Genomic DNA, 13,431 nt, shown 5'->3' with positions numbered 1-13,431 from the left:
TTTTCTTTCGGAAGGCGCGCCCTTTCTTCGTGCGCGGATGGAAACCGGTCAGGCGCAGAGTCCCTGCAGGTACCAATCCGGCAACCCGCCACGACCGTCGCCGATCAGGCCATGGCGGTATATCCAGTAACGGCGACCGGAATTGTCCTCGATCCGGTAATAATCGCGCAGGCGCACGGTCGATTTCTCGCGCCACCATTCGGGCGCAATACGCTCCGGCCCCTCTACCCGCACGACTTCGTGGACATTCCCGCGCCACTGGAAGCGGCGGGGATAACCGTCGGGCGTGGCATACAACACCGCGATCGGCTCTGCCCGGTCCAGCAGTTTCAGAGGGCGAGCGTGAAAACGCAGTTCCTGCTGATGCACCGGCTCCGCTTCCAGCGCCGGCTTCCAGCGCTGTGCCCGTTCGGGCAGGTGGCTGGCATGGAGCACGGGCCGCGAAACCGCCCGCGGCCCAAGCCGTGTGGCCAAGCGGTCGATGCAGGCGGCCAGCGATGTGCCGTGATCCTGCGCGGCTTCTTCCATGTCCGCCTGTGCGGCGTCCAGCGGTTCCGACCAGCTGGCACGCAGGCGCATGGTCTCGATCCCGAAACCTGCATCGATATCGTCCAGCTTTTCCGCAAACAGGCGGCACATATGCGCGGCATCGCGCGTGGCGGCCGCGAATTCGAGCCGGCGCACCGTTACCTCGCCATCGACCCGCCACAGGCCCAGTTCCAGGCGGCGAGCGCCCTCGCCCCGCCCTTCCAGCACCCGGACCATGTCTGCGGCCAGGTCGTCCAGCACGTGATCCAGCGCCTCCCGGTGGCGGATCGGCTCTGCAAGCCGGCGCTGTGCCAGCGGCATGTCCTGCGGAACCACCGGCAAGAGCGGTTCGGGCACGCGGCCTGTCAGCTGGTCCATCCGGATCAGCGGATTGGCGGCCGGGCTGCGCCTGTTGCGGAAGCGGCGCTGGATGGCATCGCGTCCGTTTCCGCCATCCTCCACCCCGGTCATCTGGCCCAGCGTCTTGAGGCCAAGACGGCGCAGCACGGTCAGCACGTCGTCATCCAGCCTCAGCGCGGCGACGGGCAGGTCGGACAGCCGCATGGCGATGTCTTCGCCCGGTGCAAGGATGCAGCCCGCCTCGCCTGCCCTTGCCCGACCGTAATGCGAGAGTGCCCATGCCGCCCCTGCCGTGGGAGCGATGGCGAGCCGTACGGCGAGCCCGCGCCGCACGAAGCAGTCGCGGGCATCGGCAAGCAGCTTTTCCTCGCCGCCGAACAGGTGCGCGACAGCGGTCACGTCGACCAAGAGGCTGTCGGGAGGGTCCAGCGCCGACCATGGTCCCCAGCGGCGGGACCATGCCGCCAGGTTTTCCAGCAATTCGCGGTCGCCTGCCGGATCGCCGGGAACGGCGCGCAATTGCGGACAGAGCGTGCGGGCGTCGGCCAGCATCATGCCGCCCCGCGCACCACCTGCGACGCCTGCCGCGTTGGCAGCATCGATCCGCGGGCCGTGCGCCGTTTCGGTAATCAGCGCGACCGGTTCGCTATCCGCGCCTTCTCCGGGTTCGCATTGCAGCGCCGTGCGCCAGCGATCGAGCGCGAGGCGGGCACACCAGATCGACAGGATGCGGCGCGGAGGGGTCGAGGGGGCGGAAGGCGGCTGCATTGTCCACCTCAGAGCGCGACCAGGTTGCCGGGGCCGTCGATCGGACCGGTATTGATATTGGCCGCCAGCTTCATCCCCACGGTCGCGCCATCCTTGTACTTCGGACCTGCAACCAGCACGCCGCCATGTTCCCGAAGCGTCCATTCACCGGGTGCATGGCTGCGCGCGCGGAACAGTTCGGCCGCCCATGCCGGGGCACCGGGAGCCTGCCGGTTCCATTGCGGGGCGGGCGACGGAGCGGAGCGGGCTTCCCACCGGAGTCGGGCCGAGGACAGGTCGCGCTCAGCATCGATCCTGACGAGCCACAACGGTACGCCATGCCGCTCTGCCGCCAGGCTGAGGCGGCGCGACGCGGTAAAATCGAGCGCACGCGGATTGCCGCCCAGTTCGCCGATCACACAGGCCAGATCGCGGCATCGCACCCCTTCTTCCAGCGCGAACAAGGCATCCTGCGCGGTTTCGGCGCGTACGTGGATCACCCGTCCCTGAAGCTCTTCCGGCAATCCCGGCCGATAGGGGCGTCCGGTCAGGCGAATTGCGGACTTGTCCTGCACCCACAGGATCGCCCGGCGGTCCTCCGCCTCGCGTGCAGGATCGGCTTCGCGTTCGGCAGCACGTGTGCGCAGCGTGTCGAGCGCCAGTGCCAGTGCGAGACCTGCACCCGCCCCGTCGCGCCCGCTGGCGAAGACTTCGCTGTGATGCGCCGTACCCTGCGCGGCTCCAAGCCCCGGGCGCCAGTGCGAGGCGCGCGAAGCGGTCAGCGCGGAAAGCTCCGCACTGCTGAGCCTTGCCGCTTCCGGCAGGCTGTCGAGAGAAGGCAATGGCATGACGAATCGACTCTTGTGTTCTTATTATGTTCCACGCCTGACCGCATTGCAACGCTACCGCCCCGCATGGAACCAAGTTTACCCCCGCTCCGTTGGTCTCTCAAAAGGAGACGATAATGCATTACGATGAAAACAAGAGCGAAGACCTGAAGCACGATTTCTGGAAGGCACTGGCCGATTCCCCCTTCGTTTTCCTCGAGCGCAAGAGCGATCCGCAAAAGGCCGTCGTCATGACCGCGCAGCTCGACAAGGATGCCGACAGCGAGATCTGGTTCTTCACCACCAAGGATCATCACCTCGCCAATATGGGCCCCGCCATTGCGACTTTCGCCGGCAAGGGTCATGACATGTTTGCCCGCTTCGAAGGGACGCTGGTCGAGGAAACGAGCCGCGAGCGCCTCGAAAAGCAGTGGAATAACATTGTCGAGGCGTGGTTCCCCGGCGGCAAGGACGATCCCAACCTGCTGATGATGCGCATGGAACTGGGCCAGGCCGAAATCTGGAACAGCGACCTCGGTGTACTGACCACGGCGAAGATGCTCATGGGCAAGGACGTTCGCGGCGAAGCACGCGAAGAACACACCGAAACGACGCTCTGATCCGATCGAACGAAAAAGAAAGGGCCGCCCCGGCAGGGAGCGGCCCTTTTTCGTTGCAAGACCGATGACCGGCCTCCGGAAGCAGCCTTACCCGAGGACGCCCGGGAACAAGCCCGTCACCAGGATAATCGCAACCGCGAGCGGGCAAAGCCACGCGATCAGGAACCGGAAGATCGCAAACGATCCCGACGACAGGCCCGTAGTCACTTTCAGCAGGTTCTTGTCGGCCTTCCATCCGATGAACAATGCCGTCAGCAGCGCACCCACCGGCAGCATCACCTTGCCCGTGAACCCGTCGATCGTATCGAGGATATCGGTTTCGGCGAAGATCGACCAGAAGCTGAGCGGGCGTACATCCGCCCATACATTGTAGCCCAGCAGGCAGGCGATGCCGATCAGGAAGGCCCCGCCGCCGAAGATCAGCGAAGACGTCGTCCGCTTCCAGCCCAGTTCCCCGATGCCCCAGGCGGTCGGCACTTCCAGCAAGGAGATGGAACTGGTCACCGCGGCCACCAGGATCAGCACGAAGAACAGGAAGCCGATCAGCGCCCCGCCCGGCATCGTCTGGAACGCGAAGGGCAGCGACTGGAACACCAGCGTAGGGCCGGCTGCGGGATCGAGGCCCACAGCAAGGACGATGGGGAAGATCATCAGGCCGGACAGCAGCGCGACGCTGGTATCGGCCACCGCGATGGTCAATGCCGTGCTGCCGAGACCGGAATTTTCGCGGATATACGAACCATAGGTAATCAGCCCTGCAACACCGAGCGACAGGGAAAACAGCGCCTGCCCGAGCGCTTCGTTCATCGCCTGCGGGGTCAGAAGCGACCAGTCGGGCGTGAAGAGGAAGGCTGCCGCCTCGCCGATATCGCCTACGACTGCGCCGTAGATGGTAATGCCGATCAGGAGCACGAAGAACGCCGGCATCAGAATGGTCGCCGCCTTCTCGATCCCGCCGCTGACGCCGCGCGCCACGATGAACAGCGTCGCGCCCATGAAGACAAGGTGCATCCCCAGGAGCAGCATCGGGTTGGCGAACAGATCGCCCATGCGGCCCTGGATCGCTTCCTGCGATTCTCCCATCAGCGCGCCGCGAAAAGGGTCTCCGGCGACAATCGCCTGCAGCAGGTCGGCCCCCATCACGCCCACGTAGTAAAGCACCCAGCCGGCCACCACCGAGTAGAACGAGACGATCAGGAATGCAGCCAAGGCCCCGATACCGCCGAAGATCGACCATTTTTCCGAAGAACGCGATTCGCGCGCAACCTTGCGAATGGACCCGACGGCGTCAGTCTGGCCAGCACGGCCGATGAAAATCTCCGACAGGACCAGAGGCAGGCCGAGCAGGAACACGCAGCCGATATAGAACAGGACGAAGGCACCGCCCCCGTTCTCCCCCGCCAGCGTCGGAAAGCGCCAGATATTCCCCAGTCCGACAGCCGCGCCGATGGCGGCGAGGATAAATGCGGATCGGGACGACCAGCCCTCCTTGCTGGTGGTTCCGGGTGCTACGGCCATCTGTATATTCTCCCAAGGCAGGACCGCCCGGCCCTGCATGTTCTTGTTTGGCGATCGGTCATGCAAGAATTCCGCGCCCGCGCCAAGTGGTACGCCGCGCCTTATCGACCTTTGCCAATCGCCTCCCGCATCGCTAACCGCTTGCCCATGTCCACAACGTTCCAGATCGACACCTCGACCAGTCGGGCCAATCCGACCCCTGCCCCGATGAAGCGCCTGACCGTTCCGCGGATCAGGGCGCGCAAGACGGACGGGGTGACGGAAGAACCGCTCGTCATGCTGACCGCCTATACCGCGCGGCAGGCCCAGCTTCTGGACGCGCATTGCGATCTTCTGCTGGTCGGGGATTCGCTGGGCCAGGTCATTTACGGCCTGCCCTCCACCATTCCCGTCACGCTGGACATGATGGCGAACCACGCCGCCGCGGTCGTCCGCGGAAGTTATCACGCGGTCGTCGTCGTCGACATGCCTTTCGGGTCATACGAACAATCGCCCGAGCAGGCGTTCGAGAATGCGGCGATGCTGCTCAAGGCCAGCGGCGCCGCCGCAGTGAAGCTGGAAGGCGGTGAAGCGATGGCGGAAACCGTGCAGTTCCTCAATTCGCGCGGCATTCCGGTGATGGGCCATGTCGGCCTGACGCCGCAGGCGGTCAACGTTCTTGGCGGTTACATGGCGCGCGGTCGCAGCGATACGGAAGCCGACAAGATCGTCGGCGATGCCAAGGCCCTGGACGAAGCAGGTGCCTTCGCCATCGTGATAGAAGGCGTGGTCGAACCCATCGCCATCGAGGTGACCAAGGCCGTATCCGCCCCCACCATCGGAATCGGGGCGTCCGCGCAATGCGACGGGCAGGTGCTGGTGACCGAAGACATGCTGGGAATGTTCGAGCGCGTGCCCCGGTTCGTGAAGAAATACGGAGACATCGCCGGCGTAATATCCGATACGGCTGCCCAATACGCCGCGGAAGTGCGCGACCGCAGCTTCCCGGGCGACGAACAGACCTACCAGCCAAAGAAATAAGCACCCATCCCATGCAGACCCTGCTTCGGTTCTATACGTTTTCGCTCGCCTTCACGGCTGTCTGCCTGGCGCTGGGCGCATGGTATGGATGGGCCAGCACCGGCACGGTCGGCGGGATGCTGTCCATCCTGTGGATCGTCATCGTGTTATCGATCCTCGAAGTCTCGCTCAGCTTCGACAATGCCGTGGTCAATGCCACGGTCCTGCGCGAGATGGACCCGGTATGGCAGAGGCGGTTCCTGACCTGGGGGATTCTGATCGCCGTCTTCGGGATGCGGATCGTCTTTCCCATCGCCATCGTTGCGATTGCGGCCGGTCTTGGCCCGGTCGAGGCAGTGCGACTCTCCCTGAACGATCCAGTCCGGTATGAAGAGATCGTATCCAGCGCGCATATCGGCATCGCCGGTTTCGGCGGCGCCTTCCTCGCCATGGTCGGGCTGACCTTCTTCTTCGATTCCGACAAGGACGTGCACTGGATTGCCGTGATCGAGCGCAAGATCATGCGGATTTCCAGTGTTCCAGCCATCGAAATCGGCCTCGTCCTGCTCATCTGTTACGGCGTTTCTACCCTGCTACACCCGGCAGAAGCGCTGACCTTCCTTGCCGCAGCCGTCCTTGGCCTGATCACCTTTATCGCGGTGCACGCCGTCGGCGCACTGATCGAACAGGCCGAGGCGCGCAAGAAAGCGGCCGGCGCGGTCGTTCGCAGCGGCATGGGCGGTTTCCTGTATCTTGAGGTGCTCGATGCCAGCTTCAGCTTCGACGGGGTCATCGGTGCCTTTGCCCTGTCGAACAACATGATCGTGATTGCGCTGGGCCTGTCCGTAGGCGCCATGTTCGTCCGCTCGATGACCATCCATCTTGTCCGGCAAGGGACGCTCGCCCAGTATCGTTATCTCGAGCATGGCGCGTTCTGGGCGATCATCGCGCTCGGTTTCATCATGCTGCTATCGGCGCGCTGGCACATTCCCGAAACCATCACCGGTCTGATCGGTGCGGTCCTGATCGGCATCTCTTTATGGTGGTCGGTCCGGTACAATCGCCGCAATCCCGGCGCGGAGACGATGTCCGCCGACTGAAGCGATCGGGCCGGTCAGTTCTCGTCCAGCATGCGCGCCTTGGCGACAGCGCTGCGGGCTGTGTCCCCCTGCTCAACCATGGAAAGCGCCTGCAACGCGGCTCTCCCCTGCGGTTGAATGGAAACGGCACGATGCGCCAACTGGAGAGCGAGCGTGTCGAGGCCTTCACGCTTTGCAATCATCGCCCTCAGCGAAAGAACATCCGCATCGCGGTCGTAACCATGGCTCATGGCCTGATCGAGCAATCTCGAGGCGCGGCCCATATCGCCCGCGTCATAAGCGAACCGCGCCAGCATCGATGCCAGTTCGCCGTTTGAAGGATTGCCAGCGAGATGGGACTCGCCCAGCGCAATGGCAGCGTCCCTGCGACCCGACGCACGAAGGGCAGCGATCATTCGGCGGGCAAGCGGCCATGTGCGGCGGACCCCGGCGGCCTTCTCGTAAGCCTGCAATGCCGGACCGACCTGCCGATTGGACAGATACGCATCGCCCAGCAATGCAAAGGCGTCGGCGGAACCGGGATAGCGTCTCTGGAATGCCCTCGCAGCCGCCAGCGCACCGCTACGATCGCCGGTAACGATACGCCCCCTGACAAGCGACAGCGCGTCCTGCGCATCGCCAACACCCCGTGTGGCGGTCACCGACAGCGCCACGGCCGGTTGCATGGCGACCAGGTCATCGTCCTGCGGATCGGCCGCGCGGTCCAGGAGAGCCGCGGCCAGATCGCGATTGCCCAGCGCCTCATGCGCCCTGGCCACCATGATACGCATATATGGCGAGGCGCTGCGCAGTCGCGCCTCCCGGTCGAAGCGGTAGACGAGCTCACGGTGATTGCCGCCCAGCGACAGCGAGCGCGCCAGCAATTCGCGTACCTGGCGGTTCTCCGGCTGCAATCGGTTCAACCTGTCGAATGCCTGCGCAGCGCTGGCATGATTACCCTGTTCCATGTCGATGACCCCGCCCAGCATGATGCCGGCAGGGGTATCGCGACCATGGTCTCCGCTCATGGTGAGCAGTTTCCGGGCAAGGTCGAATTTCGCCCCGCGCGCGGCAATCACGGCCTGCAGGAAATAGGCCCGCTGATACGCCGGGTCGATCTTCACGATCCGCCGGGCCATGGCCAGGCTTTCGCTGGCCCGCCCCAGTTCGCCGAGAGTGGCGGAATATTCGGCCAGCAGGTCGAGATTGTCCGGCTGGCGTTCCAGCGCCTTCTCGAAGAAAGGGAGCGCGGCGGCCATGCCTTCCGCATCGCGGGCCAGTTGCCCACGCAGCAGCAGGGCCGACGGGTTGTCGGGGTCGAGTTCCATCGCGCGCAAGGCCGCATCCACAGCCTGCGTCTGCTCGCCGCCTCGATAGCGCAGTCGAGCAATATCGACCCATAATTCGGCGTCGTCGCGAATGTATCTGAGCGCCTGATCGTATGCTGTGCCCGCGGCAGGCAGATTGCCCGCGCGCATTTCCAGCCTGCCCAGCATCAGGAAACCCCGGCCTGCAGTGTCCTCGGTAAAGCGTCCGGGGCCGAGCCACTTGCGAGCCTCCGCCAACTGCCCCTGCTGCAATTCCGCCTCGCCCATTGCAGCCGCGACGGTCTCGCGCGCCGCGCCTGAGCGCAATTGCTCACGCAGCGCATCTTCGGCCGCAAACCCATCGCCCCGGGCCAGCGCCATAGCTGCCTTGTCTGCCGCCGGTTGCTGCTCGGCAGAGTCCTCGCACCCGGCAAGGGCAAGCGCCCCCGTCAGGGCGAGGAGAAGCCTGCCGCGCATCTCAGGATTGAAGGTCGTACTGTTTCAAGAGATCGTACAGGGTGGGCCGGCTGATACCCAGCATGCGGGCCGTGCTGGAGATATTCCCTTCGGTACGCGCCAGGGCATGGCGGATGACCTTGCGGTCCGACTGCTCGCGCGCTGCCTTCAGGTTCAGGACCTCGCCCTCGCCGTCTTCTTCGCTTTCGAGGTCGAGATCGGCTGCGCTGACAAGCCGTGCGTCGGCCATGATGACCGCGCGCTTGACCCGGTTCTCCAGCTCGCGGACATTGCCCGGCCAGTTCCAGCTGTCGATGGCGGACAGGGCGTCGGGCGCGAATCCTTTGACCTGCGGATTCATCTCGGCCGCAAATCGCTGGAGGAAGGCTTTCGCAAGAAGCGTTGCATCTCCCGGACGCTCGGCGAGCGAGGGAATCTTCACGACGATTTCCGCGAGCCGATAGAAGAGGTCTTCGCGGAACCGTCCGTCGGCGGTCATCTGTTCCAGGTTCTGGTGGGTCGCGCATACGATCCGGACATCGACATCGATCTGCTTGCGCCCGCCGATCCTCTCGATGACCCGTTCCTGAAGGAAACGCAGCAATTTGACCTGAAGAGGAAGGGGAATGTCGCCGACCTCGTCGAGGAACAGGGTTCCCCCATGCGCCTGCTCGATCTTGCCTTCGGTCGTCTTCACCGCACCTGTAAAGGCGCCCTTCTCATGCCCGAAAAGTTCGCTTTCCAGCAGGTTCTCGGGGATGGCCGCGCAATTGATGGCGACGAATGGCCGGTCGCTGCGGTCGCTCGATTCGTGCAGGCCCCGGGCGAGCAGTTCCTTGCCCGTACCGCTCGCTCCCAGAAGCATGACCGACACGCTGGTATTGGCCACGCGCTCGATCGTCCGGGCGACCTTCGCCATTTCAGGCGCGCCCGTAATCATCGTGCCCAGAACCGTCTTGTCGTCCCCGACCCGGTCCGCAAGCCGCGCGTTCTCTGCCTCGATGGCATGCAGGTTGAACGCCCTGCGTACGATCAGGCCAAGCGTATCGATGTCGACAGGCTTCTGGTAGAAATCGTACGCACCGCGCGCAATCGCGCCCAGCGCGCTCTCCCGCGCACCGTGGCCGGATGCAACGATGACTTTGGTATCCGGCTTGATCGCCATGATCGCATCGAGAACAGCGAGCCCTTCGCTCACCCCATCGGGGTCCGGCGGCAAGCCCAGGTCGAGAGTGACGACGGCCGGCTCTTCCGCACGCAGGGCGGCGATGGCCGCTTCGCGCGACCCGGCAATGGTCACATCGAAATCCTCATAGGCCCATTTGAGCTGCGCCTGCAGCCCCTCGTCGTCTTCGACAACCAGCAGTTTGGGCAAAGCCTTGTCTTTCGCATTCGCCATTATGCGACCTCATTGAGTGATGTGAATACAGGGTCTTTCCGCTCGCCCAGCCTGCTTAGAAGCCCGGCCGGGCCGGCCAGCGGAAGTTTGATGGTGAAGCGGGTGCCAAGTCCCTTGCGCGACGTCACGTCCAGGGTTCCGCCCATGGCCCTGACCAGTTCGCGGGCCTCGAATGCCCCGATGCCGAACCCGCCATTCTTGGAGGAGACGAATGGGCGAAACAGTCCGCCACGAAGGAATTCCGGCTCCATCCCCTCGCCGTCGTCGATGACCTCGACAATCGCGTTCACCGCGTCGCTGGACACGGCCAGCTGGACGATATCCGTTTCTTCGCTTGCGTCGAACGCATTCTGGACGAGATGGATCAGCGCCTGCTGGAGGCCTTCCCGGTTGGCCTGCACGATGACCGTGTTGTCGCAAGCGGTATTCAGCCTGCCAGTGGCTTTGAACCGTTGCTCTACCCCCGCCAGGATCCCGTTGATGGGAACGGCCTCTACCGCGCCGTCCTGGCCAGCAGTGTATCCCCCGAGCCTGTCGAGTAGGTTCTGCAGCTTGCCCGATGCCGTTCTGAGGGTGACGAGCATGTCCTTGCGGAATTCCGGTTTCTCCGCATGGCGTTCCGCATTGCTGGCAAGCAGATTCAGCTGACTGGCGAGGTTCTTGATATCGTGCATGACGAAGGCGATGCGGCGGTTGAACTGGTCGAACTGGGCCGACTGCATCAAGGCCTCGTGACCCGATTGTTCCGCCAGATAGCTGGCCACGTGCCTGCCGACGAGCTTGAGGAGATCGAAGTCCTCCCAGTCCAGTTCCCGCTTGTCCGGCGGGCGGGAAAGCAGGATCGCCCCGACCAGCCTGTCGAAATGGACCAGCGGAACGATTGCCCAGCAGCGTTCGTCATCCAGTATCCAATCAGGGACAGCGGCGAGTTCACCTGCGCGATCGACACCCGAACGCACGGCATCGACATCGATGATATCGCCCTCGCGCTCCATCACCGACACGAGCGCCGGCGGAAGGAGAACGCCTTCTTCGGGAGCGAGGAGCTGCCCGTCGTGACCCGCTTCTGCAAACCGCCCGTCCTCGTCGATCAGGAACAGCAGCGCAGATTGGCTTGAGGTGATGTCGACCACCGCCTTGAGTATCCGCGCCCTCAGCGGGCTCTCGGAGCTGCCCTGGCTGCTGATGGTCTGGGTAAACCGCAGCCATTCCTCCCGGTAATCGTAGCGGTGCTGGAAAAAGTGCTTGAGCGCGATGACCTTGATCCACGCCCGTGCTCGCTTGCTTGGCAACCAGATCAGCCCCAGCACCATCGTTCCGACCAGGAGGCCGATTTGCGTCAGCCGCGCCGCGTCGCCCTCGAACAAGGCGAGGAGCTCGGACAGGGCCAGCATCGCCATCAGGTATCCGCCTACCACCACGAGCGAGATCGTCTGCAAGGCCGCGACGCGCGACGGGCGTAGCTGGATCGGCTCGTCCCCCGGGCGCGAGCCGAGCACCAGGCCCAGGGCAGCCATCGCGACAACCGGGCCGCGCAAGATCGCGACCTCGACCGCGGGCTGACCGACCAGGAAGGATATGACGTAGAAATTAAGGTCGAAAGCCCACAGCCCCGCCATTCCGAAAACGACAGAGCGCAGCCCGATCCGGTCTTTTTCGCCCATCCCGGCGTAGAGATTATGAACCAGCAGCAGCGCGCCCACCGCGACCATCATCCGCATGATGAAAGAGGCGTGCAGGAGGCCGGCAGCAGGACCGTAATAGCCAAGTGCAAGAACGCCTATGAGGGCTTGGACCAGCTCCACACCGACGAGCGCGATGACGATTGGACGTAGGGTGAGCCTTTGCCCCACCGTATCGAAATGCTGGTGAAGGAGGATGATGAGGGCGATGTTTCTGACGCTTTCGGCGAGACCGGAATAGAGCGTCCACGGTCCCGACGCCGCGACGCAGGCTGCCCAGACCGCCATTGCGACCAGGGCCGCCAGCGTGGCGGTCCGCGCGGGCAGCCCGCCCCTTCCCCCGCGTGCAAGCCAGGCAGCCCCGAGCCCGCACGCGACGGCGGCCGCAAAATGCAGCGCCAGCATCAGCGTCGGTGCACTCAGGACGGGCGCAGTCATCACCTCGCCCCCTCCGACCAGAGCACCACGCGTAGTGTCTGGAGCAGGATCAGCAGGTCGAGGAAGGGCGTATAGTTCTTGGCGTAGTAGAGATCGTATTCCAGCTTGTGCCGCGCATCCTCGATGCTTGCGCCATAGGGGTAATTGATCTGCGCCCAGCCCGTGATCCCGGGCTTCACCATGTGGCGCTCCGCATAATACGGTAGCTTGTCATCCAGGTCGGCGACGAATTTCGGAACTTCGGGACGAGGTCCCACGAAGCTCATCTCGCCTTTCAGGACGCTCCACGTCTGGGGCAGTTCGTCGATCCGGACCTTGCGAATGAATTTCCCTATCCGGGTCACGCGGACGTCGTTTTTCTCCGCCCATTTCTGCCCGTCTTTTTCCGCGTCGGCGGTCATCGATCGCAGCTTGATGACATCGAATGGCTGGCCGAAAAGGCCGACGCGCGTCTGGCGGAAGAACGCCGGTCCCTTGCTGTCGAGCTTCACCAGCAATGCGAACAGCGCGATCACCGGCAGGGTAAGGACAAGCAGCAGTCCGCTGGCGATGATGTCGAAAATCCGCTTGCTGGCACTCGACAGCATCCGGCCAGAAGAAAATCCGTCGGAGAAGATCAGCCAGCTTGGATTGACGGTATCGAGATCGACGCGCCCGGTCTCACGCTCGAGGAAGCTGCTGAATTCGTTGATGTGAACACCCCGGGTCTTGACGCGGAGCAAGTCCTTCAAGGGCAGCGAATTGCGGCGTTCCTCCAATGCGAGAACGACCTCGCTTACGCCGAGGTTCTCGACGAATTTTCCCATGTCGTGGATTGCCGCGCGGGGGATGGCTTCCTCCACCACGGGCGCGCCCTCGTTCATGGCGAGATAGGATACAATGGCGAACCCGCTTTCGGGCCGGTCGGCAAGCTTGCGAAGGCGTTCCGCCCTCTCGCCCGCGCCGAGGACGAGCACACGGCGCCTGAAGGCAGATGTGCCGATGAAGCTGTTGGCGAAAAGGCGTCCGGTGATGAGCAGGCCGATCGCAAAGCCCATCGCGTAAAGCAGCGTCGAGCGCCAGAACGTTGCTCCCGGCGCGATGAAATCGATGACCGAAAGCGCGATGATGCCCAGGCTGATGGCGACGAGCAGCCGCGCGCATGCATAACGCATGGAACGCAGGGCGTCGGATCCGTACACGCCGACCGAGATCATCGCGATCCAGATCGTCACCGCGAAACCGGCGAGCGGTACGATGCGCCCCGAAACGGGACCCACGCTGGTGCCGATCTGGGATGCCCGCAAATGCCAGGCCAATTCACCCGATAGCAACAGCAGGAGCAGATCGACCAGGCCGAGCAAAAGCACGGCATGCGGGATGTAATGCTTGAATAACCGTATCATCGTCCGCGCAGTTTTCCGGGAGGCTTCTCAATCGGCCTCCCGGGCTACGGGCGAAGAATGAAATGTCGGTAAATTTTACAGGATTT

The 13,431-nt window shown here is 63.9% G+C and carries 10 protein-coding genes; 3 read left to right on the top strand and 7 right to left on the bottom strand.

Annotation, left to right across the window (positions count from 1 at the left end):
- Nucleotides 1–48 precede the first annotated feature (48 nt).
- Both ACGHJ7_RS01390 and ACGHJ7_RS01385 read right to left on the bottom strand, forming a co-directional pair.
- Nucleotides 49–1,656: a DUF6504 family protein gene (locus ACGHJ7_RS01390; protein ID WP_390473960.1), complete on the bottom strand. Its 1,608-nt coding sequence runs from the start codon at nucleotides 1,654–1,656 to the stop codon at nucleotides 49–51.
- An 8-nt stretch (nucleotides 1,657–1,664) separates the two neighbouring features.
- Entirely contained in the window at nucleotides 1,665–2,483 is an 819-nt protein-coding gene (locus tag ACGHJ7_RS01385) for a hypothetical protein (RefSeq protein ID WP_390473959.1), read from the bottom strand.
- Nucleotides 2,484–2,599: 116 nt separating this feature from the next.
- On the opposite strand from ACGHJ7_RS01385, the gene ACGHJ7_RS01380 reads away from it, so the two are divergent.
- Nucleotides 2,600–3,082 (top strand): pyridoxamine 5'-phosphate oxidase family protein, encoded by a 483-nt coding sequence (locus ACGHJ7_RS01380; protein ID WP_390473957.1) that lies wholly within the window; start codon nucleotides 2,600–2,602, stop codon nucleotides 3,080–3,082.
- Between the two features lie 87 nt (nucleotides 3,083–3,169).
- Here the strand turns inward: ACGHJ7_RS01380 and ACGHJ7_RS01375 are convergent, their stop codons facing one another.
- The gene (locus ACGHJ7_RS01375) at nucleotides 3,170–4,600 is read right to left on the bottom strand and encodes a sodium-dependent transporter (protein ID WP_390473956.1); all 1,431 of its coding nucleotides are present in this window, start codon (nucleotides 4,598–4,600) and stop codon (nucleotides 3,170–3,172) included.
- A gap of 147 nt (nucleotides 4,601–4,747) precedes the next feature.
- On the opposite strand from ACGHJ7_RS01375, the gene panB reads away from it, so the two are divergent.
- Both panB and ACGHJ7_RS01365 read left to right on the top strand, forming a co-directional pair.
- Nucleotides 4,748–5,620, top strand: a complete 873-nt coding sequence (panB, locus tag ACGHJ7_RS01370) for a 3-methyl-2-oxobutanoate hydroxymethyltransferase (RefSeq protein ID WP_390473955.1) — start codon at nucleotides 4,748–4,750, stop codon at nucleotides 5,618–5,620.
- An 11-nt stretch (nucleotides 5,621–5,631) separates the two neighbouring features.
- A complete protein-coding gene (locus ACGHJ7_RS01365; RefSeq protein ID WP_390473953.1) occupies nucleotides 5,632–6,699 on the top strand; it encodes a DUF475 domain-containing protein in 1,068 nt (355 codons plus the stop codon).
- Nucleotides 6,700–6,713: 14 nt separating this feature from the next.
- Here the strand turns inward: ACGHJ7_RS01365 and ACGHJ7_RS01360 are convergent, their stop codons facing one another.
- From ACGHJ7_RS01360 to ACGHJ7_RS01345, 4 genes are read right to left on the bottom strand one after another with little or no spacing between them, the layout of a single operon-like run.
- Nucleotides 6,714–8,462, bottom strand: a complete 1,749-nt coding sequence (locus ACGHJ7_RS01360) for a tetratricopeptide repeat protein (RefSeq protein ID WP_390473951.1) — start codon at nucleotides 8,460–8,462, stop codon at nucleotides 6,714–6,716.
- Between the two features lies 1 nt (nucleotide 8,463).
- Nucleotides 8,464–9,840 carry a PEP-CTERM-box response regulator transcription factor gene (prsR, locus tag ACGHJ7_RS01355; RefSeq protein ID WP_390473949.1) on the bottom strand — a complete coding sequence of 459 codons (1,377 nt, stop codon included), beginning with the start codon at nucleotides 9,838–9,840 and terminating at the stop codon, nucleotides 8,464–8,466.
- Nucleotides 9,840–11,960, bottom strand: a complete 2,121-nt coding sequence (gene prsK, locus ACGHJ7_RS01350) for an XrtA/PEP-CTERM system histidine kinase PrsK (RefSeq protein ID WP_390473947.1) — start codon at nucleotides 11,958–11,960, stop codon at nucleotides 9,840–9,842. Before prsK ends, prsR begins: the two co-directional genes overlap by 1 nt.
- Nucleotides 11,960–13,345, bottom strand: a complete 1,386-nt coding sequence (locus ACGHJ7_RS01345) for a TIGR03013 family XrtA/PEP-CTERM system glycosyltransferase (protein WP_390473945.1) — start codon at nucleotides 13,343–13,345, stop codon at nucleotides 11,960–11,962. The genes prsK and ACGHJ7_RS01345 overlap by 1 nt, the downstream gene beginning before the upstream one ends.
- Nucleotides 13,346–13,431 lie beyond the last annotated feature (86 nt).

Origin of the sequence: Altererythrobacter sp. MTPC7 (genome assembly GCF_042851395.1) — a bacterium.
Lineage (GTDB): Bacteria > Pseudomonadota > Alphaproteobacteria > Sphingomonadales > Sphingomonadaceae > CAJXSN01.
The sequence above is the reverse complement of the archived record's forward strand: the minus strand, read 5'-3'. Positions and strand labels throughout refer to the sequence as shown.

What these genes read in the sequence shown, in the direction of transcription:
- ACGHJ7_RS01390 (WP_390473960.1), bottom strand. Translation starts at nt 1,656, where the DNA reads ATGCAGCCGCCTTCCGCCCCCTCGACCCCTCCGCGCCGCATCCTGTCG.
- ACGHJ7_RS01385 (WP_390473959.1), bottom strand. Translation starts at nt 2,483, where the DNA reads ATGCCATTGCCTTCTCTCGACAGCCTGCCGGAAGCGGCAAGGCTCAGC.
- ACGHJ7_RS01380 (WP_390473957.1), top strand. Translation starts at nt 2,600, where the DNA reads ATGCATTACGATGAAAACAAGAGCGAAGACCTGAAGCACGATTTCTGG.
- ACGHJ7_RS01375 (WP_390473956.1), bottom strand. Translation starts at nt 4,600, where the DNA reads ATGGCCGTAGCACCCGGAACCACCAGCAAGGAGGGCTGGTCGTCCCGA.
- panB (WP_390473955.1), top strand. Translation starts at nt 4,748, where the DNA reads ATGTCCACAACGTTCCAGATCGACACCTCGACCAGTCGGGCCAATCCG.
- ACGHJ7_RS01365 (WP_390473953.1), top strand. Translation starts at nt 5,632, where the DNA reads ATGCAGACCCTGCTTCGGTTCTATACGTTTTCGCTCGCCTTCACGGCT.
- ACGHJ7_RS01360 (WP_390473951.1), bottom strand. Translation starts at nt 8,462, where the DNA reads ATGCGCGGCAGGCTTCTCCTCGCCCTGACGGGGGCGCTTGCCCTTGCC.
- prsR (WP_390473949.1), bottom strand. Translation starts at nt 9,840, where the DNA reads ATGGCGAATGCGAAAGACAAGGCTTTGCCCAAACTGCTGGTTGTCGAA.
- prsK (WP_390473947.1), bottom strand. Translation starts at nt 11,960, where the DNA reads ATGACTGCGCCCGTCCTGAGTGCACCGACGCTGATGCTGGCGCTGCAT.
- ACGHJ7_RS01345 (WP_390473945.1), bottom strand. Translation starts at nt 13,345, where the DNA reads ATGATACGGTTATTCAAGCATTACATCCCGCATGCCGTGCTTTTGCTC.